The organism is Isoptericola aurantiacus (assembly GCF_044769875.1).
GTDB lineage: Bacteria > Actinomycetota > Actinomycetes > Actinomycetales > Cellulomonadaceae > Isoptericola > Isoptericola aurantiacus.
Genome location: NZ_JBJBAE010000001.1, coordinates 411,672 through 437,063, shown reverse-complemented (window position 1 = coordinate 437,063; position 25,392 = coordinate 411,672). Strand labels below are relative to the sequence as shown.

Sequence of the window (25,392 nt, the reverse complement as noted above, 5' to 3'; positions counted from 1 at the left end):
CTGTGGCTGTGACGCTGAACTCCGACGGTGCGGCGATGACCGGACGGCGTGGCGGCATCGACCTGTTCACCTACGTCTACCGTCCGTCCGACGTCCCCTACGAGAGTCCCCGCCCGTACCTGCACCCGCTGCGCACGCGGGCCGGTTCCGTGGTGAGCGAGTACCGCCCGTGGGACCACGTGTGGCACAAGGGCATCGCCTGGTCGCTGCCCCACGTCGGTCCGTGGAACTTCTGGGGCGGGCCGAACTACGTGCACGCCGAGGGCGGCTACGTCGACCTCGACAACGACGGTTCCATGGAGCACGACCAGTTCACCGCCCTCGGACCCTGCGGGTTCGTCGAGGACCTCGTGTGGCGCACCCCGCCGGGCGCCGGCGGGACGGCGGGCGACGTCGTCGTGCGCGAGGAGCGCACCGTGCAGGTCGTGGTGCCCGACGACGATCCGACGGCCTGGGTGCTGACGTTCCGGTCGGTGATGACGAACGTCTCCGACGGCCCGCTCGACATCGGCAGCCCCACCACCAACGGTCGGGAGAACGCCGGGTACGGCGGCCTGTTCTGGCGGGGTCCGCGGTCCTTCACCGGGGGAGACGTGCTGCTGCCGGGGCCCGACGGCGAGGGGCAGCTGGCCGACGCGGAGGACGCCCGCGGGCTGCGCGCCGACTGGCTCGGGTTCGTGGGCCGCCACGACGGCGCAGCCCCCGGCCCGCAGGGCGGGTCCCGTGCGTCGACGGTCCTCATGGTGGACCCGGGGACGAACCCGGGTGGGACGCCGCAGTGGTTCGTGCGCTCGGACCCGTTCGCCTGCGTCTGCCCGGCGCCGTTCTTCAGCGCCGAGGTCCCGTTCGCGGCCGGTCAGACGCTGACGTTCGACTACGCCGTCGTCGTCGCGGACGGTGCCTCCGACGGCGCGCGCGGCGCCTCGCTGGCCGAGCTCGGGCGCCGCGTGCTGCGCGGCGAGGACGTGGTCGAGGTCGGCCACGTCGAACCCGTCGCCGCGCGATGACGCCACCGCTGTTCCCCGGCGGGACGTCCGTCAGTCATCTGCAGGTCTACGACTGGCCCGCTCCCGACGCCCCCTCCGGCAGCGGTTCTCCGCACCTGCACACCACCTCGACCGAGGCCTACGTGGTGCTGGGCGGGCGTGGCCAGGTGGAGACGCTCGGCCCGGACGGGTTCGCCGTCCACGCCCTGACGCCCGGCCGCGTCGTCTGGTTCTCGCCCGGTGTGATCCACCGTGCCGTGAACCACGGGGGGCTCGAGGTGCTGGTGCTCATGTCCAACGCCGGGCTGCCCGAGGCCGGGGACGCCGTGATCACCTTCCCGGCCGACGTCGTCGGCGACCCGACGCGGTACGCGTCCGCCGCGGCGTTGCCCCGGCTCGACGACGGCGCCACCGACGCGGAGGTCGCCGCGGCCGCCCGGGCGCGGCGGGACCTCGCGCTGGACGGGTACGCGGCGCTGCGGACCGCCGTCGAGCAGGACGGCCCGGCGGCGCTGAACGGTCTGTACGATGCCGCGGCGCGTCTGGTGGCACCGCGCACGGCCGGGTGGCGGGAGACCTGGGAGGGCTCGGTGGTGCAGGCCTCCGGGCAGACCGACGCCGCCCTGGAGGCGCTGGCCGACGCCTCGGCGGTCACCCTCGCCGACGGCGGGGTCGCGGCACTCGACGCCGCACCCGGCCCCCGGCGCTACGGGATGTGCGGGCGCCTGCAGACCTGGCCGTTCTAGCGTCCCCGAGCGCCGCCCGGTCCCGAGCGCCGCGCCGCCCCGATCACCGCCCCGCCCCGATCACCGCCCCGCCCCGAGCGCTGTGGGCGTGAAATCTACCGCCTTGGACCCGTCCAAACCGGTAGATTTCACGCCCACAGCGCTCAGGTCAGCCTCATCGGTGGTGCAGCGGCCCAGGGTCGACGGCCCGATCGGCCCCGACGGGCGTCCTGCGGCGGTCAGGCGGTCGTGCGCAGCACCCGGACGGCCCCCGCGGGGACGTCGAGCGGCCCGTCCACCGCGCTCCCCGTGAGCAGCTCGGTGCCGGACGGCGTGTCGAGGACTGCGGCCTCGTCGGTGTGGTTGATCGCGAAGAGCCAGGTCGTGCCGTCGCCGGCCTGCCGGCGCACGATCTCCACCCCGGCCGGCGCCGCGACCTCGGGCGTGAGGCCCGACTCCTCGACCAGGCACGTGACGAGAGCGTCCAGGCCGGCCCGGTCGAGGCGGGTGCCCACGTACCAGGCCGACCCGGAGCCGACGTCGCGGCGGGTCACGGCCGCACCGCCGGCCAGCGTGCCGTCGTCGTAGGTGGCGACGACCTCCGTGCCGTCGGCGACGTGGGTGTGCTCGGTCCACAGGTCGGCGGTGGCATCACCGCCGACGGCCTTGCCGACCACGGCAACCCGTTCGCCGGCCTGCAGCGGGGCGAACTCCTCGGTGCGCACGCCCAGCAGCGCGCGGAACGCCCCGGGGTAGCCCCCGAGGCGGACGTGGTCGTGCTCGTCGACGATCCCGGAGAAGAACGTGACGACGACGACGGCGCCCCGCTCGGCCGCGCTCGCGAGGTTCGCGGCCCCGGCGTCGTCGACGAGGTACAGGGTGGGGACGACGACGAGGTCGTAGTCGTCGAGGTCGGTGCGGGGGGTCACGACGTCCACGGTCACCCCACGGTTCCACAGCGCCGTGTACCAGGCGCGGACCTCGTCCATGTAGCGCAGGTCCTGGGTGGGGTGCGAGTCCAGCTCGGCCGCCCACCAGGCGGGGTAGTCCACGACCAGGGCGGCGCGGGCGGCGACGCGGGAGCCGCGGACCTCGGCGAGACGGCCCAGCGTGGCCCCGAGCTCGACGGTGCTGCGCCACACCGCGGAGTCCGTGCCGGCGTGGGGGAGCATCGCCGAGTGGTACTTCTCGGCCCCGGCCTGCGACTGCCGCCACTGGAAGAACATGACGGCGTCGGCCCCGCGGGCCACGTGCTGCAGGGAGTTGCGCAGCATCTCCCCGGGGGTCTTGGGCCGGTTGCGCGGCTGCCAGTTCACCGCCGACGTCGAGTGCTCCATGAGCATCCACGGCTCGCCGCCGGCGACGCCGCGGGCCAGGTCCGCGGACAGCGCGAGCTCGACGTGCCGCTCGGCATCGGCAGAGATCGTGTAGTGGTCGTTGGCCACGACGTCGAGGTCGTCCGCCCACGAGAAGTAGTCCATGCCCTTGGTGGCCGACGTCGTCATCAGGTTCGTGGTGGTCGGCACCCGCGGGGTGATCTCGCGCAGGGTGTCGCGCAGGTCTCGGTAGTACTCGAGCAGCGCATCGGAGCTGAACCGGTCGAAGTCGAGCTGCTGCGTCGGGTTGGCGAACATCGGTGCGGTCAGCGGCGGCAGCACGTCGTCGAACGAGCCGTAGCGCTGGGACCAGAAGGCGGTGCCCCACGCGGTGTTGAGGTGCTCGACGCTGCCGTAGCGGTCGGCGAGCCAGGTGCGGAAGGCTGCCGCCGCGGCGTCGGAGTAGTCCCGCGGGACGTGGCAGCCGATCTCGTTGTCCACGTGCCACAGCGCGAGCGCCGGGTGGTCGCCGTATCGCTCGGCCATGCGGGCGGCCATGCGCAGGGCGTACTCCCGGTGCACCGGGTGGGTGACGGCGTAGGACTGACGGGCACCCTGGTGCAGGACGGTGCCGTCCGCGAGCCGGGGCAGGATCTCCGGGTACTTGCGGGTCAGCCACGGCGGCGGCGAGGCGGTGGCCGTGGCGAGGGCGACGCGGATGCCGGCGGCGTGCAGGCGGTCCATCGTCTCGTCCAGGAAGGTCCAGTCGAGCTCACCCTCCCGGGGCTCGATGGTGGCCCAGGAGAAGATGGCGACGGACAGCACGTTGACCCCGGCCTCCTGCAGGAGCCGGACGTCCTCCTCGCGGACCTCGGCCGGCCACTGCTCGGGGTTGTAGTCGCCGCCGAAGCCGAGGCCGTCGAGCTGCGCGTTCCACGGCCGCACCGCAGCGGCGTCGAAGGAGTCGGGGGTGGTGCGTCGTCGCATGCGGACCAGTGTCGCATGAACCGATTCAAACGCGGAACATGGTTGCTGCGACGGGTGAAGTTCGATCACGTTTGTATCACGGGGTCCGTGATGTCTCCGATCGACCTGGGCGCGCGATCGTTGACCTGGTGCCGTTCTGACTAGCACGGTTGCCCGCGGCTCGCATCCTGAGGGTGAAATCTGGTCGCCACCTGGACCGACGGCTCTTCTAGGCTGCCCGCGGCCACCCGAATCCTCCCGTGTGAGAGCGAGTCCACCCACATGTCCCTCACCCGTCTGCGAGCCCCACTGGCGATGCTCGCCGCGTTCGCGCTCCTGATGCTCGGCGCCGTCGTCGGCGTGCCCGGTGCCGTCGCGAGCGGCACGAGCAACGACATCGTCTGCGATACCGCCGGCGGCGTGAAGTACGAGGAGAGCGGCGGCACCTTCCACAAGGAGGGCTCGTCCGGCCCCGACGTCGAGATCGAGGTCGTCGAGACGAAGGGTGAGGGCGAGCCGATCGCCGTCGTCGCCACGGCGCCCGACGGCTACCTGATCGACGCGTACTGCGTGAAGGCGTCCGGGGAGAAGCTCACCCAGGACGTCGACCCCGACGCGCCCTCCGTGCGGATCGAGACGCCGGCCACGAACAAGAGCGGCAAGCCCCAGGCGATCAGCCACCTCGTCGTGACGCTCGTCGAGGAGCCCGACGACTTCGACTGGGACTGGGAGTACCCCGCCCCCACCTGCGACGGCACGCTCACGGTCACGTATCCGGACGACCTGCCCAGCGGCCAGGCCAACGACGTGAACATCACGGTCCAGAACCTCGAGTCGGGCGAGGTCGCCACGATCAACATCCACCGCGAGGGCGGTACCTGGTCGGGTCAGCAGGTCTTCGACCCGACGACCGAGCCCGAGTGGCCGACGGGCTGGACGTCGTGGGCGATCCTGTGGACGCAGGTCGCCGGCACCAACTACCACTGGGAGGGGTACGTCGAGGTCGGGTGCGACGCGCCCGAGGAGCCCGTGGAGGAGCCTGTCGAGGCGTCCTTCGAGGCCGACGTCGAGCCGGCCGTCTGCGTCGACGGCGAGATCCAGGGCGGCTCCTTCGCCTACGCCGTGACCGTCGGCAGCGAGCACGGCACCCGGAGCTTCCAGGTGAAGGGTCTCGGTGACGGGACCGGCGGCACGGCCGAGACCTACTACCGCGCGGACGGCACGACCGGTGACGCCGGCGAGATCGTCGTCTTCGCGAACGTCGGTGCGGGCGAGGAAGCCACGCTGAGCCTGGACGACCTCCCGCCAGGTGACTACCGCGTCGTCTCCGACGGTTCGCGCACCGTCAAGGACCAGTACCGGTGGGACTTCACGATCGCCTCGCCGCAGGACTGCGGCCTGCAGCCGGCCGCGCTGCCCTCGGTCGACGTGACGCAGGCGCAGTGCACGCCGCAGGAAGGCGTGCATCTCGGGCAGCAGACCACCGCCGGCGGGGTCGTCGTCGCCGACGCCCAGGGCCTGACGGTCGTCGTCACCGGCGCCTCCGGTGAGACCGTCGCCGACCCCCTGGACCTGCCGGCGGGCGACTACCGGGTCGAGGTGACGCTCGAGGAAGGCTTCGCCTGGGGCGAGGACGTCCCCGCGGGCTGGGCCGTAGGCGACGGCTCGGTGACCTACGCCTTCACGATCGCGCCTCTCGCGGACTGCTGGGAGGAGCTGTCCGCGACCCCCGTCGAGCCGACGGTGATCGACGTCTGCGGCAGCGAGGACGACGAGGTGGTCCTGCCCGAGGTCGTCGGCCTCACCTACTCGATGTGGGACGCGCCCAACGGTGACGTCCGCGTGAAGGTCGTGGCCGAGGAGGGGTACTACCTGACCCACCACTCCCAGCACGACGAGTCCGTCAAGTGGTACACCTTCACGCTCGACCCGAGCGGGTGCGAGCCGGAGCCGACGCCGGAGCCCTCCGAGGAGCCGACGGTGGAGCCCACGCCGGCCACCCTCGCCGGTTCCGTCGCGGTCGGGGAGTGCGTCGCCGACGCCCCGTGGATCGGCTACGAGATCGTCCTCGACGACCCCGAGGGCCAGGCGGTCGCCGACGAGAACGGCCAGTACCCGGTCTACCTGGTCCTGACCGACGGGACGAACGAGGCGACGATCGCCCTCGGTGTGCTCGGCGAGGACGCCACGCTGACCGGGCGGGCGCTGTGGCCCGGCGCCTCGGTGGCCGAGGACGGCGTGACGGCGACCGGATGGCCGGGTTGGACCCGGCTCGCCGACGGCTCCTGGGCGCAGACCGACCAGAACTACGCCTGGACCCGAGGCGACATCGACGCACGGCTCGTCGTCAACCCGGAGGTTCAGGTCGACCTGAGCTACCCGGACGCGACGCCGGAGTGCGCCAACCCCCCGGCGGCGGAGGACGACGAGGTCCGCGAGCAGGAGACCGTCGTCGACACCTCGCCGTCCCCGGTCGTCGGGGAGCAGGTCGCCGCGGACACCGACGCCCTGCCGCAGACGGGCTCGAACGTCGTGTGGGCCGCGATCGGTGCCCTCGTGCTGATCGGTGCCGGTGGAGCCGTCCTCTGGCTGCGCCGTCGGGCCTGACCGGCTGACGCAAGAGCAAGGGGCCCGCCCGGAGAGATCCGGGCGGGCCCCTTCGTCGTCGGCAGGCCGTGGTGCCGTGCGGGGCTGCCTCAGCGCGGCAGCCGGGTGCGGATCTCCCCGCGGTGGCACCCGAGCAGGCCGTCCCGCACCTGCAGCTCGGCAACGAGCACGCTGGACCTGCGGGCCGCGGCGGACTCGGCGGGCGCGGTGTCCCGCTCGGGGTGCGTGAAGTAGACGATCCACGCGACGGCGTCGTCGGCGTCCGGGTCGGAGGACAGCACCTCGACGTGCGCGTGGTGACCGGGTGCGACGTCGTCGGGGCGGTCCGTGGAGGAGTCGAGGATCAGGCCCTGCGGGTCCCAGGCGTCCAGGTCGCTCGACCGGTACACCATCTGGCCGCGCCACTCGTCGACCACCATCCAGTACCAGCCGGACAGCCGGAAGGCCTTCGCGCCCTCGTGCGGTCGCCCGCCGATCACCTGCCCACCGACGATCCAGGTCCACAGGTCGGCGGAGTCGGCCGCCCACGTGGTGGACCCGTCGGCCTCGTCCTTGTACCAGAGCCGCCATCCGCCGTCGGGCAGCGCGTGCACGCACGCGTCGATGGCGCGCTCGGAGCTCAGGGGCAGGGGGCCGTGGTCGGTCCAGCGGTCCAGGTCGGTGCTGGTCAGGTGGTGGATCCACCGGGGATGTCCGGGCCACCCGTCAGGGACGCCGGGCACCACGGTCAGGAACATGTGGAACGTGCCGTCGACCTCGATGATCTCCGGCGCCCAGTAGGTGTCCCGCGGCGCGGTCCCGGTCACGGGCAGGCCGTCCTCGGCGCCCAGGGTGCCGAGGTAGCGCCACGTGGCTCCGCCGTCGTCGGACTCGGCCACGCCCAGGTCGGTGCCGTGCACCCAGGTCACGCCCGGTCCGACGGCGGACGGCCGGCGCTGCGTCCACAGCATGCGCCAGGTGCCGCTCGGGTGGCGGACGACGATCGGGTCGGTGGCGCCGTCGTGCACGGGGTCGCGCCACAGCGGCGTCGGCAGTGCGTTCGCCGTGCCGAGGACCGCGGGGTCCGGAGGGCGCGTCGGCATCGCCTCAGCCCGTCCCGGTGGTGGACTCGCGCACCACGAGCTCGGGCTGGAAGACGACCTGCTCGGGTGCCTCGGACTCGGCCAGGAGCAGGTCGGCGGCGCGGTGGCCGAGTCGGTGCATGGGCTGGCGCACCGACGTCAGCGGCGTGGCGAGCTCGCCGGCGAACGTGACGTCGTCGTACCCGACCACGGCCATGCCGGAGGGGACGGGGACCTCGGCGGCGCGCAGGGTGCGCAGCGCCCCCAGGGCGGTGAGGTCGTTGACGCACATCGTGGCCGTGGGGCGGTGGGCCATGGCCAGGATCTGCTCGGTACCGGCCTGGCCGCCGTCGGCGTTGAGCGCGGTGATCGTGATCTCCTCGAGCGCCTCGTCGACGTCGACCCCGGCCTCGGTCAGGGCGTCCCGGAGTCCTGCGGAGCGGTCGGCGCACTGGCGGATGGTGTGCGGGCCGTTGAGGAACGCAAGGTGCTCGTGGCCGAGGTCCAGCAGGTGGCGGGCGGCCGCGGCGGCGCCGGCGCGGTCGTCGACGGCGACGGAGGAGACGGTCGGGTCGGGGGAGGGGCGGTCGAGGAGCACGATCCGTAGCCCGCGCTCGCGCAGGGTGAGCAGGTGGTCGATGTCCGGGCCGGACGGGACCACCATCAGTCCCTGGACCCCGTGCTCCTCGAAGAGGCGCAGGTAGCGGGCCTCGCGCTCCGGGTCCTCGTCGGAGCTGGCGAGCATGAGCGTGTAACCCGCCTCGTCGAGGCGGTCCTCGATGCCACGGGCCACGTCGGTGAAGAACGGGTTGGCGATGTCGAGGACGATGGCGCCGGCGGTGGTGATGGTGCCGGCGCGGAGCTGGCGGGCGGAGCCGTTGCGCACGAACGACAGCTCGGCGATGGCGGACTCGACCCGTTCGCGGGTGGCGGGGGAGACCCGGTCGGGGCGGTTGAGGACGTTGGAGACCGTGCCGACCGAGACCTCGGCGAGCTTCGCGACGTCGGCGATGGACGTCCTGCGCTTGGTGCGCGGCGGCATGGTTCCTCTCCTCGTCGACAGGCCCGGGGCGGGTGGCCGCGGGACGCGCGGCGGTGCAGGGATCGTATCGGTTCGTCGGTCGGGTTGCGGGCTGCCGCGCCGCCCGGGTGGAAACCGCTTCCCGCCGTCGGGCAGGATGGATCTTGCGCACCACGGCGCCTCCCGGGTACCTTGGTGACGTTGAAACGATTCATCGCGCGCGTCGATGACGATGCGAGGAGGACGAGTGCACGACGACGGCAAGCGTCGGGTCATGTTCCGGTTCCGGGTCCACCCCGACCGGCTGGAGGAGTACGGCCGCCGCCACGGCGAGGTGTGGCCCGAGATGCTGCGCGCCCTGCGTGACGCGGGCTGGGAGAACTACTCGATCTTCACCTCCGCCGACGGGCAGGTCGTCGGCTACTTCGAGAGCGACGACCCCGACGCCGCCCGGGCCCGGATGGGCCTGACCGAGGTCAACGCTCGCTGGCAGGCCGAGATGGCCGAGTTCTTCGACGGCGACGGCCCCGACGAGACCATGACCGAGCTCACCCAGGTCTTCCACCTGGAGTCGCAGCTCGCCGCGGCCGACGCCGCGGAGAACCAGGACTGAGAGAAGGAACCATGCCCAGCTTCGACGACATCACCGACGTCCTGGACCGCCTCGCCATCGAGGTCCCGTCCTGGGCCTACGGCAACTCCGGCACCCGCTTCAAGGTGTTCTCCACGCCGGGCACGCCCCGCGACCCCGAGGAGAAGATCGCCGACGCCGCCCAGGTGCACCGCCTGACCGGCCTGGCGCCCACCGTCGCGCTGCACATCCCGTGGGACAAGGTCGACGACTACGCCGCGCTGCGCCGCTACGCGAACGACCAGGGCGTCGACCTCGGCACCATCAACTCGAACACGTTCCAGGACGACGCCTACAAGTTCGGCTCCCTGACGCACACCGACCCCGCCGTGCGCCGCCAGGCGATCGACCACCACCTCGAGTGCCTCGAGATCATGGACGCCACCGGGTCCAAGGACCTGAAGATCTGGCTCGCCGACGGCTCCAACTACCCGGGCCAGGCCGACCTCCGCACCCGCCAGGACCTGCTGCACGAGTCCCTCGCCGAGATCTACGCCCGGCTCGGCGACGAGCAGCGCATGGTGCTCGAGTACAAGTTCTTCGAGCCGGCGTTCTACCACACGGACGTCCCGGACTGGGGCACCTCCTACGCCCAGGTCGCCGCCCTCGGCGAGAAGGCGTTCGTCTGCCTGGACACCGGCCACCACGCGCCGGGCACCAACATCGAGTTCATCGTCGCCCAGCTGCTGCGCCTGGGGAAGCTCGGCTCGTTCGACTTCAACTCGCGGTTCTACGCCGACGACGACCTCATCGTCGGCGCCGCCGACCCGTTCCAGCTCTTCCGCATCATGGCCGAGGTGATCCGCGGTGGCGGCCTCGACGAGGGCTCCGAGGTCGCGCTGATGCTCGACCAGTGCCACAACATCGAGGACAAGGTGCCCGGCCAGATCCGCTCGGTGCTCAACGTCCAGGAGATGACGGCCCGCGCGCTGCTGCTCGACCGCGACGCCCTGACGAAGGCCCAGGAGTCCGGCGACGTGCTCGCCGCCAACGCGATCTACATGGACGCCTTCTACACCGACGTGCGCCCGCTGCTCGCCGAGTACCGCGAGAAGCGCGGCCTGCCCGCCGACCCCATGGCGGCGTTCGCCGAGTCCGGCTACCTGCCGAAGATCGCCGCCGAGCGCGTCGGCGGCCAGCAGGCCGGCTGGGGGGCCTGACCCCGACGACAGGCCGAGACCGACGACGCCCCGGCCGCGCCGCACCCCGGACCTGCCCGCCGCCCCCGCGCCACCCCTGCGGGGTGCGGCGGCCGGGTCGCACGACGACGTGAAGGACACCCCTGCATGACCACCCCGAAGCGCACGCTCACCGCCTGGAAGGCGACGATCGCCGTCGCCATGTCGAACTACATCGAAGCCGGCGCCATCATCGCGCTCGCCACGAGCCTCGCCCTGTGGCAGGAGGCCTTCGGCTTCGACGACGGCGTGGTCGGCGTCGTCGCAGCCCTGTCGGCGAACGCGTTCGGCGCAGCCATCGGTGCCGCGATCGGCGGTCCGCTGTGCGACCGGCTGGGACGCAAGTTCATCTACACCTACGACCTCATCGTGTTCATGGTCGGCGGCCTGCTGGTGACCTTCTCCGGCGGCCTGGCCCTGCTGCTGGCCGGCGTGATCCTCATGGGGATCGCGGTCGGCGCCGGTGTCCCGGCGTCGTGGACCTACATCGCCGAGGAGGCGCCGAACGAGCACCGCGCCGCCCACGTGGGCACCGCCCAGCTCGCGTGGTCCATCGGTCCGGCCGTGGGGTTCCTGCTCGCCGTCGTCGTCGAACCGCTCGGGCTGCTGGGGTCGCGGCTGATCTTCGCCCACCTGTTCGTCATCGCGGCGATCACCTGGTGGGTGCGTCGCGGGCTCCCCGAGTCCCGCCGCTGGAAGTCCGAGCGGGAGAGGTCGATCGCCGCCGGGCAGCGCCCGTCGTTCTTCCACGGCATCTCCCAGCTCCTGCGCGACCGCAGGAACTGGGGCGCCCTGGCGTTCCTGCTCGGCGTCTACGGCCTGTGGAACACCGTGGCGGGCCAGGCCGGCATCTTCCAGCCGCGCGTCTACGACGCCGCCGGGCTGCACGACGCGACCCAGCAGAACCTCCTGCAGGTGCTGGTGTGGACTCTTACCGCGGCGGCGACCTACTTCGGGTTCATGCGCTACGGCGACCGGGTGTCCCGCCGCTGGCTGTACCTCGGCGGTGCCGCGCTGGGTGTCGTCGCCTGGGCCGTCCTCATCTACGCCCCGCCCGGGATGTTCTCGCTGCTGTTCTTCGCGGTCGGCTGGGGCGTGTCGGCCGGCCTCGGCGCACAGGCCTTCTACGGCCTGTGGACGGCCGAGCTCTTCGCCACCCGGTACCGGGCCAGCGCCCAGGGCGTGCTGTTCATGCTCGCCCGCGTCATGGTCGGTCTGCTCAGCCTGGTCTTCCCGGTGCTGCTCAGCGGCATCGGCCTGCAGGGCGTCGGGCTGATCATCCTGGGCCTGCTCGTGGCTGCGCTGCTGATCGGGACCATCTTCGCCCCGGACACCGAGGGCAGGTCGCTCGAGGAGATCGAGTCGGAGCGCTACGGCGGCCAGGTCCCGCAGTCCACGCAGATCCCCGCCAACCTCTGACCCACCGCACAGGAGCCCACCGCCGATGCCCCGCACCGCCACCACGGCCGCAGCCGTGACCGACCGCCTGCTGGCCGGTCCGCACGGTGATCTGCGCGTGCGGGTGTACCGTCCCGAGGCCGACGACGTCGCCGTCGTGGCGGGCCTGGTGTGGGCGCACGGCGGGGCGTTCGTGCACGGCGACCTCGACATGCCCGAGGCCGACCACGTGGCGCGCACCCTGGCCGGCCGAGGTGTGGTGGTCGTCAGCGTCGACTACGCGCTGGCGCCCCCGGTGGGCCTCCGGGCGGCGTCCGGCATCGACGGCCTCGACGACGCCGACGGGGCCCGCTTCCCCGTCGCCTCGCAGGAGTTGGCGTGGGCGTTCAGCTGGGCGGTCGGGGCCGACCTCGGCGTCCCGGCGGAGCGCTGGTCGCTCGGCGGGGCGAGCGCCGGCGGGAACCTCGCCGCCGGTGCGGCGCTGCGCCTGCGCGACGCCGCGGCGGGCCACCGCGGCGGGGACGACGTCGCGACGCCCGCGACGCCGTCGTGCACCGACAGCCCGGGCGCGCCCCGCAGCGTGGTGCTCGCCTACCCCGTGGCGCACTACGAGCTGCCCACCCCGTGGCCCGAGCTGGCCGCCAAGATCTCCGCGCTGCCGCCGGACCGGAACTTTCCTCCGGCGGCAGTGCGGGCCATGAACGACAACTACCTGGGGCACGACGGCGGGCCGGACTCGCCGTATGCGTTCCCCGGCGGCCAGGACCTGCGCGGGCTGCCGCCGCACCTGGTGGTCACCTCCGACCGCGACGCGCTGCGTTCGTCGGGGGAGACGTACGCGGCCGAGCTCGCCGCCGCCGGCACCGACGTGCTGGTCGTGCGCGAGGACGGCACCGTGCACGGCCACCTCAACCAGCCGGACGACCCCGGGTGCGCGCGCAGCCTGGCGCGGATCGCCGTCTGGCTCACCGCCGACGCCCTGGTCGGCACCGCGCACGAACCACCCCCCTGAGCGGTCCGCCGTCCGCGGCAGGCCGCACAGCGAGCAACCCGACCGAACCGAACCACTCCGGAGCCACCGATGACGAACGAGACCGTCGCATCCCTCGTCGCCCGATCCAACCGCCTGGGCGCCGACCCGAAGAACACCAACTACGCCGGGGGCAACACGTCCGCCAAGGGCGTCGAGACCGACCCCGTCACCGGCCAGGACGTCGAGCTGCTGTGGGTCAAGGGCTCCGGGGGCGACCTCGGCACCCTGACCGAGAAGGGCCTGGCCGTGCTCCGGCTCGACCGCATGCGGGCGCTCGTGGACGTCTACCCCGGCGTCGAGCGCGAGGACGAGATGGTCGCCGCGTTCGACTACTGCCTGCACGGCAAGGGCGGCGCCGCCCCCAGCATCGACACCGCCATGCACGGCCTGGTGGACGCCAAGCACGTGGACCACCTGCACCCGGACTCCGGGATCGCGATCGCCACCGCCGCCGACGGCCCGGAGCTGACGCAGAAGATCTTCGGGGGCAAGGTCGTCTGGGTGCCGTGGCGCCGCCCCGGCTTCCAGCTCGGGCTCGACATCGCCGAGATCAAGGCGCAGCATCCCGAGGCGATCGGCACCGTGCTGGGCGGCCACGGCATCACCGCGTGGGGGGACACGGCGGAGGAGGCCGAGGCCAACTCGTTGTGGATCATCGACACGGCGGCGGCCTACATCGCCGAGCACGGCCGGCCCGAGCCGTTCGGCCCGACGCTCGACGGCTTCGGCGCCCTGCCGCAGGACGAGCGCCGCGCCAAGGCCGCCGCGCTGGCCCCGCACCTGCGCGCCGTCGCGAGCCAGGACAAGCCGCAGGTCGGCCACTTCACCGACTCCGACGTCGTGCTGGACTTCCTCGCCGCCGAGCGGCACCCCGAGCTCGCCGCCCTGGGCACCTCGTGCCCCGACCACTTCCTGCGCACCAAGGTCAAGCCGCTGGTGATCGACCTGCCGGCCACGGCCACGGTCGAGGAGATCGTGGAGCGCCTGCCCGAGCTGCACGAGGCCTACCGGGCCGACTACACCGCCTACTACGAGCGCGGCGCCGCCGAGGCGCGAGCGAAGGGCGAGGAGCCCCCGGCGATCCGGGGCGCGGACCCCCTGATCGTGCTGGTGCCCGGCGTCGGCATGTTCTCCTACGGGGCCGACAAGCAGACCGCCCGCGTGGCCGGCGAGTTCTACGTCAACGCGATCAACGTGATGCGTGGCGCCGAGGCCCTGTCCACCTACGCCCCCATCGACGAGTCGGAGAAGTTCCGCATCGAGTACTGGGCGCTGGAGGAGGCCAAGCTGCAGCGCAAGCCGAAGCCGAAGCCGCTGGCCACGCGCATCGCGTTCGTCACCGGCGCGGCGTCCGGCATCGGCAAGGCCATCGCCGAGCGACTGGCCGCCGAGGGCGCCTGCGTCGTCGTGGCGGACCTCGATCTCGCCAAGGCCCAGGGGGTCGCCGCGGAGATCGGCAGCACCGACGTCGCGATCGGCGTCGCGGCGAACGTCGCCGACGAGGCCGCCGTCCAGGCCGCGCTGAACGAGGCCGTGCTCGCGTTCGGCGGCGTGGACATCGTCGTCAACAACGCCGGGCTGTCGCTGTCCAAGTCGCTGTTCGAGACCACCGAGGCCGACTGGGACCTGCAGCACGACGTCATGGCCAAGGGCTCGTTCCTCGTGGCGAAGAACGCCGCGCGCATCCTCGTGGACCAGCAGCTCGGCGGCGACGTCATCTACATCTCGTCCAAGAACTCGGTGTTCGCCGGGCCGAACAACATCGCCTACTCCGCGACCAAGGCCGACCAGGCTCACCAGGTGCGCCTGCTGGCCGCCGAGCTCGGCGAGCACGGCATCAAGGTCAACGGCATCAACCCCGACGGCGTGGTGCGCGGGTCCGGCATCTTCGCCTCCGGGTGGGGCGCCAACCGTGCCAAGACCTACGGCATCGAGGAGCAGGACCTCGGCAAGTTCTACGCCCAGCGCACCCTGCTCAAGCGCGAGGTGCTGCCGGAGAACATCGCCAACGTGGCCTTCGCGCTGTGCACGGCCGACTTCTCGCACACGACCGGTTTGCACGTGCCCGTCGACGCGGGCGTGGCGCAGGCGTTCCTGCGGTGACCCCCGCACCCCCCGATGCTGTGGGCATGAAATCTGCAGCCTCGGAACGATCCGAACCTGCAGATTCCATACCCACAGCGTTCGTGGCGGTGGACCTCGGCGCCACCAGCGGCCGGGTGATGCTCGGCGTCGTGCACGGCGACGCCGGCGCGGAGCGCGTCGAGCTGTCCGAGGTCGCACGGTTCACCAACGGACCCGTCGAGGTCCCCGCCGGCGCGGGTACCGCCCTGCACTGGGACCTGCTGCACCTGTGGCGGGGGATCCTCGACGGCCTGCGGGCGGCGGGGCTCGCCGCGCGGGAGCGTGGCGTGCCCGTGGCGGCGATCGGGATCGACTCCTGGGCGGTGGACCACGGGTTCGTGGCGGCGGACGGCGCGCTCCTCGGCAATCCCCGGCACCACCGTGATCACCGGCTGGCCGGGATCGCCGAGGAGGTCCTCGACCGCCTCGGCGCCGCCGAGCACTACCGGGTCAACGGGCTGCAGACGCTGCCGTTCAACACCGAGTTCCAGCTCGTGGCCGCGCGCGACGACGCCGTGTGGCCGCTCACCGCGTCGATCCGCCTCATCCCCGACCTGCTCGGCTCGTGGCTGACGGGCAGGAACGTCGCCGAGGTCACCAACGCCTCGACCACCGGGCTGCTGGACGCCACGACGCGGCAGTGGTCGCAGCCGGTGATCGACGCCCTGCAGCGCGAGTACCCCGGGCTGGGCGACCTGCGCTCCCGGCTGGCGGACGTGGTCGAGCCGGGCACCGTCGTCGGGCACCTCACCGACACCGTGCAGGCCGCCACGGGGCTCGACGCCGTCCCCCTGGTGGCGGTCGGGTCCCACGACACCGCCTCGGCCGTCGTCGGCGTACCGGCGCAGGACGAGCGGTTCGCCTACGTCTCCTCGGGCACCTGGTCGCTGGTCGGCGTCGAGCTGGACTCCCCGGTCCTGACCGAGGAGAGCCGCATCGCGAACGTCACCAACGAGCTCGGCGTCGACGGCACCGTGCGGTACCTGAAGAACGTCATGGGGCTGTGGGTGCTGTCCGAGACCCTTCGTACCTGGCGTGAGGCCGGGCAGGAGGTCACGCTCACCGACGCACTCGTCGCCGCGGAGGCAGCCGAACCGGGACGGACCGTCGTCGACATCGACGCGCCCGAGTTCCTGCCGCCGGGGGACATGCCCGCCCGGTTGGCCGAGGCCGCGCGGGCGTCCGGGCAGCCCGTCCCGGACGGCGTGGGGCAGATCGTGCGGTGCATCCTCGACTCGCTCGCGGACGCCTACCGCCGGGTCCTGGCCGAGGTGACACGACTGTCCGGCCGGGAGGTCGACGTCGTGCACGTCGTCGGTGGGGGGTCCCGGAACGAGCTGCTGTGCCGGCTCACCGCGCAGGCGACCGGGCTCCCCGTCGTCGCCGGGCCGGTGGAGGGTGCGGCGCTGGGCAACATCGTGGTCCAGGCCCGGGCCGTCGGCGCGCTCTGCGGTGATCTGACGGCCCTGCGCGGGGTGGTGGCGCGCTCGGCCGACCTGGTGCGGTACGAGCCCTGACGCGACGGCGCCACCTCGGTGCCCGTCACCCCGTCGGCACGCCGCGCTCGTCAGAGCGTGGGGTCGACCGGACGCGAGTCACGTGGCGTGAACCGCGCCCAGACGTGCTTCTCCCCGGCGGTGCGGTACCAGCCGACGTCGTCGGCCACCCGCAGGGCGAGCTGCAGGCCGAAGCCGCCCTCGCCGAGCTCCCGGTCGGGACTGAGGACGGGCGGCACGGACGGCAGCCGATCCGTCACCGAGATCAGCGCGGTGGTGCCGTCGCACCACAGCTCCAGGCGGGCGGTGGTCCCGGCGTGCTCGAGGGCGTTGGCCGCCAGCTCGCTCGCCACCAGGACGATGTCCTGGAGCACCGTGTCCTCGGCACTGCAGCCGCACCACGGCTCCGTGGACCCACGCAGCGTCTCCTGGAGGTGGCCGCGCACGCAGGCGAGCGCGTCGGCGTCGTGGAAGGTCCAGCTCCGCACGAGGCGCGCTGCGGTGGGGGCCCCGGGGCTGGGCGTCACGGGGTCACCGTGATCGAACCGCCAAGCCGGACGAGCATCGCTACTCCTGACGCGGGGTCTTCGAGGGCCGGATCGAGACTACCCGGCGGGGTGCCGCGGCGCGCGGGGGAGTCGGGCACCGCGCGACGCCGTGGTCACCGAAAACGTTGCGCGGCCTGCGGCGCCGCCTCGGCCAGCCCGCGCACCGCGGGGTGCTCGGCGTCGGCCAGCACCGCGGACAGCGGACCGGAGGCCACGAACGTGCCGTCGGCCAGGACGTGCACCGTCGGGCAGAGGCGCTCCACGAGCTCCAGGTCGTGCGTGACCAGCAGGACGGCCGTGCCCTGGGCGGCGGTGGCCTCCCCGAGCCGGCGGACTACCTCGCCGCGCATGGCGGGGTCGACGGCGGTGAGCGGCTCGTCCAGCAGCAGCGCGGCCGGCCGGGTGGCCAGCGCCAGCGCCAGAGCGACCCGCTGCTTCTCCCCGCCGGCGAGCGTGCCGACCTGGCGAGGGGCGAACCGCCCCTCGAGCGCGACGTCGGCCAGCAGCTCGGTGACGGTGCTGCCGTTCGGGGTGCCGGCGCGACGGGCCTCGGTCAGCGCCTTGCCGAGCACCCGGTCCACCGTCGACCGGGGATCGACGTCGGCGATGCCCTCCTGGGCGACCCGGCGCACCTGAGCCCGGAACGCCTTCTTGTCCCGCAGCCCGACCCGCGTGACCGTGCGGCCGGACCAGGTGACGTGCCCCTGGGTCGGCTTCACCAGCCCGACGAGCGCCCGGACGATCGTGGACTTGCCGGCGCCCGAGGAGCCGATGATCCCGACCGGCGGCGCCCCGTGGGTCAGCTCGAGGTCGATCCCGTGCACGACGTCGCGACCGCCGTAGCCGGCGGCGAGCCCGGTGGCGCGCAGGATCGGGGTGTCGGTGGAGCTCATGGCTGACCTTCTCGCGGCTCGGAACGTTGGTGGCCCGCCGACGGGAAAGGGATCGTCGGCGGGCCACACAGTACGACGAACAGCGGTCCGAGAGGGTTCCCGGAGCACCGCTCACAGGTACGGGGCCACGTGCTCCGCGTAGCGCTCCGCGACGGTCCGCGCGGTCTCGTGCGGGTCCACCGCCCAGATCTCCTCGTTGAAGATCTCGGTCTCGACGTCGCCGGTGTACCCGGCCTCGGCGACCCACCGCGAGACGGTCGCGAAGTCGATGTAGCCGTCGCCGACGTGCCCCCGCGAGTTCAGCGCGGACGTCGCGAACGGCAGGTTCCAGTCGCAGACCTGATAGCCCGCGATCCGGCCCTCACGACCGGCCCGCTGGACGGATGCTTCCAGCGCCGGGTCCCACCACACGTGGTAGGTGTCCACGACGACGCCGATGGTGGACGCCGCGAACGGGGCGGCCAGGTCCAGCGCCTGCCCGAGCGTGGAGATCACCGCGCGGTCGGCCGCGAACATCGGGTGCAGCGCCTCCAGGACGATCCGCACCCCGTGCTGCTCGGCGATCGGGGCGAGGTCGGCGAGCCGGTCGGCGACCCGACCCCGTGCGGCCACGACGTCGCGGTCCGTACCGGCAGCCGGCGGCTGCTCGGGCGAGGACCCGGGCAGGCCGCCGACGACGAACACGAGCTCGCGCGTCCCGATCCCGGCGGCCTCCTCGATGGCGCGCGTGTTCTCCGCGATCGCATCGCGGACGCCCTCGTCGGTGGACGCCGTGAGGAACCCGCCGCGGCACAGGGACGTCACGCGCAGCCCGGCGTCCTCGACGATCCTGCGCGCCGCCTCGGCACCGTGCTCCTGGACCTGGTGGCGCCACAGCCCGACGCCGCCCATCCCGGCGGCCGCGGCGGCGTCGACGGCCTCGGTCAGCGAGGCGTGCTTGACGGTCGCGGTGTTCAGCGAGCAGCGGCTCAGGTCGCTCATGATGTGCCTTCCTGGCGTGACCGCTGCGGTGCCTCGCTGCGGTGCACCTCGTTCCTCGGCGTCCCTCCGCGGCGGCTCCTCCCGCTCACGAGTCGACCCCGTTCGTCACGAGCAGCGCACCCAGCCGCTGGGCGGCCAGGTCCGGGTCGAGCAGCATGCCGCAGTCATCGGCCAGCCGGGTCAGGGTGACCAGGTGTGCCAGCGAGCGCCCCGAGTGCAGGCCCCCGACGAGCTGGAAGCCCGGCTGGAACCCGTTGAGCCAGCTCAGGAACGCCACGCCCGTCTTGTAGTAGTACGTCGGCGCGGCGAAGATGTGCCGGCCCAGCTTCTCGGTGGAGGCCAGGATGGCGTGCCCGCGCGCGGCGCCCTCGGGATCGCCCGTGGCACCGGCGTCGAACGCCTGCAGCGCGGTGGACGCCGCCGGGTAGATCGCCGCGAAGATGCCGAGCAGCGCGTCGGAGTAGCCCTGGGAGTCGCCCGCGATGAGCTCGGGGTAGTTGAAGTCGTCCCCGGTGTACAGCCGCACGGGCGAGCCGTCGAGCGCGGCCAGCGCACGGCGCAGCCCGACCTCGTGCTGGGCGTCCAGCAGCGAGACCTTCACGCCGTCCACCTGGTCCTGGTGGGCCTTGATGAGGTCCAGGAACGTGGCGGTCGCCGTCTCCACGGAGTCCGAGCCCCAGTACCCGGCCAGCGCCGGGTCGAACATGGTGCCGAGCCAGTGCAGGACGACGGGCTCGTCGGCCTCGGCCAGCACGGCGTCGTAGACGCGGGCGTAGTCCTCGGCCGAGCGGGCCACCTTCGCCAGGGCGCGGGAGGCCATGACGATGACTTGGGCGCCGGCCTCCTGGACCACGCGCACCTGCTCGCGGTAGGCGTCCGTGATGGCGGCCAGCGCCGCCTCGTCACCGGGCTGCCAGCCGGCGACGACGGCGGGGTCGAGCTGGTCCGTACCGGCGCCGCAGGCGATCGACCCGCCGACGGACCTCGCCTCGGTGGCCGAGCGGCGGATCAGCTCCTGCGTGGCCGGCCAGTCCAGACCCATGCCGCGCTGGGCGGTGTCCATCGCGTCGGCGACGCCGAGCCCGTAGCGCCAGATCTCGTGCCGGTAGGCCAGGGTGGCGTCCCAGTCGACGACGGCGGGAGCGCCCGGGACGTTCTCGGCGCCGACGTGCGGGACCACGTGCGCCGCGGCGAACGCGACGCGCGAGCTGATCGGGGCGGACGGCGCGAGCCAGGGCCCGGGTGCGTTGAGCTCCCGGACCTCGGTGCCGACGAGACGACCCCCGTCGTCGAACCGCGGCAGCCTCAGCGTGACGCCGGAGCCCGCGAGGACGGGGGCGCCGGGGAAGGTGGTCGCGGCGCTCACAGCGAGATCTCCGGGACGTCCAGGCGGCGGCCCTGGGCCGACGACCGCAGGCCCAGCTCGGCGAGCTGGACGCCGCGGGCGGCCGAGAGCAGGTCGAAGCGGTGCTCGCGCCCGGCGACGACGTCGCGCAGGAACTCCTCCCACTGCGCCTTGAAGCCGTTCTCGATCTCGGCGTTGGCCGGGACGTCGGCCCACTGGTCGCGGAACTTCTCGGTGGTGGGCAGGTCCGGGTTCCACACCGGCTTGGGGGTGTTGGCGCGCTGCTGGGAGACGCAGGAGAACAGCCCGGCGACGGCCGAGCCGTGCGTGCCGTCCACCTGGAACTCGACGAGCTCGTCGCGGTGGACGCGCACGGCCCAGGAGGAGTTGATCTGCGCGACCACGGGGTCGCCGTCGGGGGTGGCGATCTCGAAGATGCCGTACGCGGCGTCGTCGGCGGTGGCGTCGTAGGGCTTGCCCTGCTCGTCCCAGCGGGTGGGGATGTGCGTGACCGTCTGGGCGTTGACCGTCTTGACGGTGCCGAGGATGCCCTCGAGCACGTAGTTCCAGTGGCAGAACATGTCGGTGGTCATGCCGCCGCCGTCCTCGGCGCGGTAGTTCCACGACGGGCGCTGCGCGGGCTGGGTCTCGCCCTCGAACACCCAGTAGCCGAACTCGCCGCGCAGGGACAGGATGCGGCCGAAGAAGCCCTCGTCCACGAGGCGGCGCAGCTTGACCAGTCCGGGCAGGTAGAGCTTGTCGTGCACGACGCCGGCGGTGACGCCGGTCTCGTCGCGCAGCTTGGCGAGGTCGATCGCCTCCGCGAGCGTCTCGGCCGTCGGCTTCTCGGTGTAGACGTGCTTGCCGGCCTTCATGGCCGTGCTGAGGGTGGCGGCGCGCAGGTTGGTCATCGCGGCGTCGAACACGATGTCGGTGCTCTCGGCGTGGATGACGCCGTCGAGGTCGGTCGCGTACTCGGCGATGTCGTGCTTCGCGGCGAGGTCGGCCAGCTTGGCCTCGTTGCGGCCCACGAGGATCGGCTCGACCTGGACGCGCGAGCCGTCGGGGAGCTCGACGCCGCCCTGCTCGCGGATCGGCAGGATCGAGCGCAGCAGGTGCTGGCGGTAGCCCATGCGACCGGTCACGCCGTTCATGGCGATGCGCAGGGTGCGGGTGGTGCTCACGGAGGGACTCCTTCGTCAAGGGCACCGGTGTGGTGCGGGTCGTGCTCGGCGTGCGGGGAATGCGCTTTCCGTCCTAACGTTAAGGTGTGTGCGGCGTTGCGTCAAGCAGCCGTCGGACGGTGCGACCTACGATCTGCGCCGGGACCGGAATCGACGAAGAGGTGCAGATGGCCAGGGCACGGCTGCAGGACGTGGCGGACCGCGCGGGGGTGTCCCTGGCGACGGCGTCCCGGGTGCTCAACGGCTCCGCGCGCCAGCCCGGGGCGGAGCTGGTCGAACGCGTACGCGCCGCGGCCGCCGAGCTGGGTTACGTCGTCAACGCGCAGGCCCAGGCGTTGGCCAGGTCGCGCACCGGGCTGCTCGGTCTCGTGGTGCAGGACATCTCGGACCCCTACTTCTCCTCGATCGCCGCGGGGGCGCAGGCCGCGGCCCGTGAGCACGGCCGGATGGTGCTGCTGGCCTCCACCGAACGCGACCCGGCCGCCGAGAGGGACGCCGTCGCCGCGTTCGCCGCCCACCGGGTGGACGCCATCGTCGTGGCCGGCACCCGCTGGTCGGCGCCGGAGGACGCCCCGGTGGCCGACGAGCTCGCCGCGTTCCAGGCCTCCGGCGGGCGCGCCGTCGTCGTCGGACAGCCGCTCGGGACCGCCACCGTGATCCGTCCGCCGAACGTGGCGGGCGCCGCCGCGCTGGCCGCGGCGCTGCTGGAGCAGGGCCACCGGCGCTTCGTGGTGCTCGGCTCGCCGGAACGGGTGGTCACCGCCCAGGAGCGCGCCGGGGCGTTCGCCGGGGCCGTGGCCTCCGGCGGCGGCGAGGTCGTCGAGGTCGTCGAGCAGCAGTTCTCCCGCGACGGCGGATACGCGGCGGGGGACCGGGTGGCCGAGATCGCGCGGGCCGCGCGGTCCGCGGGCGAGGACCCGCCCTGCGTCTTCGCCGTCAGTGACGTCATGGCCATCGGGCTCGTGGCCCGTCTGCGCGACCTCGAGCTCCAGGTGCCGCAGGACGTCCCCGTGGCGGGCTTCGACGACATCCCCACGCTGCGGGACCACGTCCCGGGGGTCACCACGGTGTCCATCCCGCTGGAGGAGATGGGGCGCCTGGCCGTGGCCGCCGCCGTGGCCGAGGAGGGCGCCGAGGTGAGCGCCGCCGTCGGTCACGACGTGGTGCTGCGGGAGTCCACCGCGCGCTGAGCGCGCCACCGTCCCTGCCGTGGACGACGCCCGGATGATGGCCTAGGGTAACGAATGAATCGATACAAGAAATCGGTTCCTCGGCTTCATCCTGCGGTGACGGTGCAGGAGGCGGTCCTGCGAGGGTGCAGGCCGAGCGACACGTCCATCGATGCAAAGATGCATGGGAGCCATCCGATGAGATCACGCAGGACGACCTTGCTCGGGGCCGCGACCGCGGCCTGCGCGCTGGTCCTGACCCCCGGGACGGCCGCCGTCGCGCACACCGCGGCGCACACGCCGTCCGGCTCGACCACCCAGCTCGAGGACCTCGACCGAGGCCTCGTCGCCGTGCCCACCGCGGACGGCAACTACCTCGGCTGGCGCCTGCTCGGCACCGAGGTGACCGGGGCCACCGAGGCCGGCATGACCGGCGCCGACTTCGCCGTCTACCGTGACGGCGAACGGATCGCCACCGTCACCGACTCCACGAACTACCTCGACACCGACGGTGCGGCCGGCTCGCGCTACCGCGTGGTGCCCGTCGTCGGCGGCAAGGAACAGCGGCGCGACCGCTCCGACGTCGTCACCCCGTGGGACGAGGACCACCTGTCGATCCCCATGACCAAGCCCGCCGACGGCGTGACGCCCGTCGGGGAGGACTACACCTACTCCGCGAACGACCTGAGCGTGGCGGACCTGGACGGGGACTCCGAGCTGGAGCTCGTGGTCAAGTGGTACCCCTCCAACGCCAAGGACGTGTCCCAGAAGGGGTACACCGGCAACACCTACCTCGACGCCTACGAGATGGACGGCACCCAGCTCTGGCGCATCGACCTCGGGGTGAACATCCGCTCCGGCGCCCACTACACCCAGTTCCCGGTGTACGACTTCGACGGGGACGGCGCGGCCGAGGTCATGGTCAAGACCGCCCCCGGCACCAACGTCACCCGGTACACGCGCAGCGGGAAGGAGAAGTCCACCCGGTACGTCTCGATCCCGCGCGACGACCGCCGCGCCGGCGTCACCCACGACGACGACTACCGCATGAGCGCGGACGACTACTTCGACCACGTGGTCGACATGTTCGCCGGCTGGACCGAGAACCCCGAGGTCGCCTCGGGCGAGTGGCCCGCGACCCTCAAGGAGGCGTTCGCCGACGCGATGCCCGGCATCGACGACCCGGACAGCCCCGACTACCTCCCGGACTACGACTACCCGCTGTCCGAGGCCGACGCCCGGGCCACGGCCGAGTACTTCGTCGACGTCTACGCCCCCGCGCGCAGCGGCCGCAACGACCTGCGCACGTTCGAGGGCTTCGTCATCTCCGGGCCCGAGTACCTCAGCGTGTTCGACGGCACGAGCGGCACGCCGCTCGAGACCGTCGACTACGAACCCGCCCGGTACGACGACGGGCTGCGGTGGGGCGACTACGCCATGTCCCGCATCGAGCCGGGCAACCGGGTCGACCGGTTCCTCGCCGGCGTGAGCTACCTGGACGGCGAGCACCCGTCCGCCGTGTTCGCCCGCGGCTACTACACGCGCACCACGCTGGTGGCCTACGACTGGGACGGCCGCCACCTGACCAAGCGCTGGGACGTGGACTCGGGCTGGACCCCGATGGACAACCCGTTCAACGACGGCCCGCACGGAACCCCCGGCACGGACCCCGAGTTCGGGCTCATCACCACCCAGGGGCAGCACTCGATGTCCTCGGCCGACCTCGACGGCGACGGCAAGCAGGAGATCCTCTACGGCGCCGCCGCGATCGACGACGACGGCTCGCTGCTGTGGACCGCGTTCGCCGAGCTGCCGCCCGAGTCGTCGAACCCCGGTGCACAGGCCGGGCTGGGTCACGGTGACGCCATGCACGTCACGGACATCCTGCCCGACCGCCCCGGCCTGGAGGCCTTCATGGTGCACGAGGGCGGCACGTGGGCGCCGTTCGGCACCTCGCTGCTCGACGCCGCCACGGGTGAGGTGCTGCAGGGTGTGTACTCCGGCCGGGACACCGGCCGCGGGATGATCGGTGACGTCCGCCCCGACGTGCCGGGGATCGAGATGTGGTCGTCCATGCCCGGGGGCACCGACGCGTCGGGGCTGCTGGACTCCGACTGGAACACCCTGTCGGCGTCGACGCCGGGCACCAACCAGTCGGTGCGCTGGGCCGCCGACGGCTCCACCCAGATCTTCGACTACGACCGCGTCTCCGAGGACGTGCGCGAGTGGCAGCCGAAGATCGTGGACTGGGCGAGCGGGACGGAGAAGGTGCTCGACGGCACCCTCACCAACAACGACACCAAGGGCAACGCGGGGCTCGTCGCCGACGTCCTCGGTGACTGGCGGGAGGAGGTCCTGGTGCGGTCGGTCGACTCCTCGGAGATCCGGCTCTACGCCTCGACGGAGGTGACCGACACCAAGATGTACACGCTGCTGCACGACCCCCAGTACCGCGCCGAGGTGGCCCGCCAGCAGACGGCGTACAACCAGCCGTCCTACCCGGGCTTCTACCTGGCCTCGGACACCGACTACACCGAGGTGCCGCTGCCCCCGAACGCCGGCGACGACGACCGGCCCGGCCACGGCGGTGGGCACGGTCACGGCGGTGGCCACGGTCATGGTCACGGTGGTGGCCACGGCAAGGGCCGAGGCTGACGGACGAACTCGGCGTAGCAGACGTGGGCCCGGAGGGCCGGCGCGCAGTCGTCAGACGGGAAGCGCAGGTCGCGC

The 25,392-nt window shown here is 72.8% G+C and carries 19 protein-coding genes; 11 read left to right on the top strand and 8 right to left on the bottom strand.

The features are described 5' to 3' along the window. Window positions 1-2: 2 nt before the first annotated feature. Complete coding sequence (locus ACIQLL_RS01920; RefSeq protein WP_402462477.1) at window positions 3-1,007, top strand: DUF6807 domain-containing protein; 1,005 nt, start codon at window positions 3-5, stop codon at window positions 1,005-1,007. Further along, a complete protein-coding gene (locus ACIQLL_RS01915) occupies window positions 1,004-1,732 on the top strand; it encodes a cupin domain-containing protein (RefSeq protein ID WP_402462474.1) in 729 nt (242 codons plus the stop codon). The genes ACIQLL_RS01920 and ACIQLL_RS01915 overlap by 4 nt, the downstream gene beginning before the upstream one ends. A gap of 218 nt (window positions 1,733-1,950) precedes the next feature. On the opposite strand, the gene ACIQLL_RS01910 is transcribed toward ACIQLL_RS01915, so the two are convergent. Beyond that, window positions 1,951-4,014 (bottom strand): beta-galactosidase, encoded by a 2,064-nt coding sequence (locus tag ACIQLL_RS01910; RefSeq protein WP_402462471.1) that lies wholly within the window; start codon window positions 4,012-4,014, stop codon window positions 1,951-1,953. Between the two features lie 261 nt (window positions 4,015-4,275). On the opposite strand from ACIQLL_RS01910, the gene ACIQLL_RS01905 reads away from it, so the two are divergent. Continuing rightward, window positions 4,276-6,600 (top strand): LPXTG cell wall anchor domain-containing protein, encoded by a 2,325-nt coding sequence (locus ACIQLL_RS01905; RefSeq protein WP_402462468.1) that lies wholly within the window; start codon window positions 4,276-4,278, stop codon window positions 6,598-6,600. A gap of 89 nt (window positions 6,601-6,689) precedes the next feature. Here ACIQLL_RS01905 and ACIQLL_RS01900 read toward each other — a convergent pair whose 3' ends face one another. Both ACIQLL_RS01900 and ACIQLL_RS01895 read right to left on the bottom strand, forming a co-directional pair. Beyond that, entirely contained in the window at window positions 6,690-7,682 is a 993-nt protein-coding gene (locus ACIQLL_RS01900; RefSeq protein WP_402462465.1) for a family 43 glycosylhydrolase, read from the bottom strand. Window positions 7,683-7,686: 4 nt separating this feature from the next. Next, window positions 7,687-8,703: a LacI family DNA-binding transcriptional regulator gene (locus ACIQLL_RS01895; RefSeq protein WP_402462462.1), complete on the bottom strand. Its 1,017-nt coding sequence runs from the start codon at window positions 8,701-8,703 to the stop codon at window positions 7,687-7,689. Window positions 8,704-8,956: 253 nt separating this feature from the next. Between ACIQLL_RS01895 and ACIQLL_RS01890 the strand changes: the two genes are divergently transcribed. The 6 genes from ACIQLL_RS01890 (at window position 8,957) to ACIQLL_RS01865 (ending at window position 16,563) form a co-directional block, all read left to right on the top strand. After that, window positions 8,957-9,295 carry an L-rhamnose mutarotase gene (locus ACIQLL_RS01890; protein WP_402464602.1) on the top strand — a complete coding sequence of 113 codons (339 nt, stop codon included), beginning with the start codon at window positions 8,957-8,959 and terminating at the stop codon, window positions 9,293-9,295. 11 nt (window positions 9,296-9,306) lie between these two features. After that, window positions 9,307-10,473 (top strand): L-rhamnose isomerase, encoded by a 1,167-nt coding sequence (rhaI, locus tag ACIQLL_RS01885; RefSeq protein WP_402462459.1) that lies wholly within the window; start codon window positions 9,307-9,309, stop codon window positions 10,471-10,473. A 126-nt stretch (window positions 10,474-10,599) separates the two neighbouring features. Further along, window positions 10,600-11,910 carry an MFS transporter gene (locus tag ACIQLL_RS01880; RefSeq protein ID WP_402462456.1) on the top strand — a complete coding sequence of 437 codons (1,311 nt, stop codon included), beginning with the start codon at window positions 10,600-10,602 and terminating at the stop codon, window positions 11,908-11,910. 25 nt (window positions 11,911-11,935) lie between these two features. Then, window positions 11,936-12,901, top strand: coding sequence for an alpha/beta hydrolase fold domain-containing protein (locus ACIQLL_RS01875; RefSeq protein WP_402462453.1), 966 nt, complete (start codon window positions 11,936-11,938; stop codon window positions 12,899-12,901). Between the two features lie 69 nt (window positions 12,902-12,970). Beyond that, window positions 12,971-15,025, top strand: a complete 2,055-nt coding sequence (locus ACIQLL_RS01870) for a bifunctional aldolase/short-chain dehydrogenase (RefSeq protein ID WP_402462450.1) — start codon at window positions 12,971-12,973, stop codon at window positions 15,023-15,025. 26 nt (window positions 15,026-15,051) lie between these two features. Then, entirely contained in the window at window positions 15,052-16,563 is a 1,512-nt protein-coding gene (locus ACIQLL_RS01865) for a rhamnulokinase (RefSeq protein WP_402462447.1), read from the top strand. 50 nt (window positions 16,564-16,613) lie between these two features. On the opposite strand, the gene ACIQLL_RS01860 is transcribed toward ACIQLL_RS01865, so the two are convergent. From ACIQLL_RS01860 to ACIQLL_RS01840, 5 genes are all read right to left on the bottom strand, one after another. Further along, on the bottom strand, window positions 16,614-17,069 hold the full coding sequence (locus ACIQLL_RS01860) for an ATP-binding protein (protein WP_402462445.1): 456 nt from the start codon (window positions 17,067-17,069) through the stop codon (window positions 16,614-16,616). 134 nt (window positions 17,070-17,203) lie between these two features. Next, a complete protein-coding gene (locus ACIQLL_RS01855; RefSeq protein WP_402462442.1) occupies window positions 17,204-17,983 on the bottom strand; it encodes an ABC transporter ATP-binding protein in 780 nt (259 codons plus the stop codon). A 111-nt stretch (window positions 17,984-18,094) separates the two neighbouring features. After that, on the bottom strand, window positions 18,095-18,964 hold the full coding sequence (locus ACIQLL_RS01850; protein WP_402462439.1) for a sugar phosphate isomerase/epimerase family protein: 870 nt from the start codon (window positions 18,962-18,964) through the stop codon (window positions 18,095-18,097). Window positions 18,965-19,049: 85 nt separating this feature from the next. Then, a complete protein-coding gene (locus ACIQLL_RS01845) occupies window positions 19,050-20,267 on the bottom strand; it encodes a dihydrodipicolinate synthase family protein (RefSeq protein ID WP_402464600.1) in 1,218 nt (405 codons plus the stop codon). A gap of 59 nt (window positions 20,268-20,326) precedes the next feature. Further along, on the bottom strand, window positions 20,327-21,463 hold the full coding sequence (locus tag ACIQLL_RS01840) for a Gfo/Idh/MocA family protein (protein WP_402464598.1): 1,137 nt from the start codon (window positions 21,461-21,463) through the stop codon (window positions 20,327-20,329). A 197-nt stretch (window positions 21,464-21,660) separates the two neighbouring features. Here ACIQLL_RS01840 and ACIQLL_RS01835 point away from each other — a divergent pair, with 197 nt between their 5' ends. Together ACIQLL_RS01835 and ACIQLL_RS01830 are read left to right on the top strand one after the other, a co-directional pair. Further along, window positions 21,661-22,683, top strand: coding sequence for a LacI family DNA-binding transcriptional regulator (locus ACIQLL_RS01835; protein WP_402462436.1), 1,023 nt, complete (start codon window positions 21,661-21,663; stop codon window positions 22,681-22,683). A 177-nt stretch (window positions 22,684-22,860) separates the two neighbouring features. After that, the gene (locus ACIQLL_RS01830; protein WP_402462433.1) at window positions 22,861-25,317 is read left to right on the top strand and encodes a rhamnogalacturonan lyase; all 2,457 of its coding nucleotides are present in this window, start codon (window positions 22,861-22,863) and stop codon (window positions 25,315-25,317) included. Window positions 25,318-25,392: the final 75 nt, after the last annotated feature.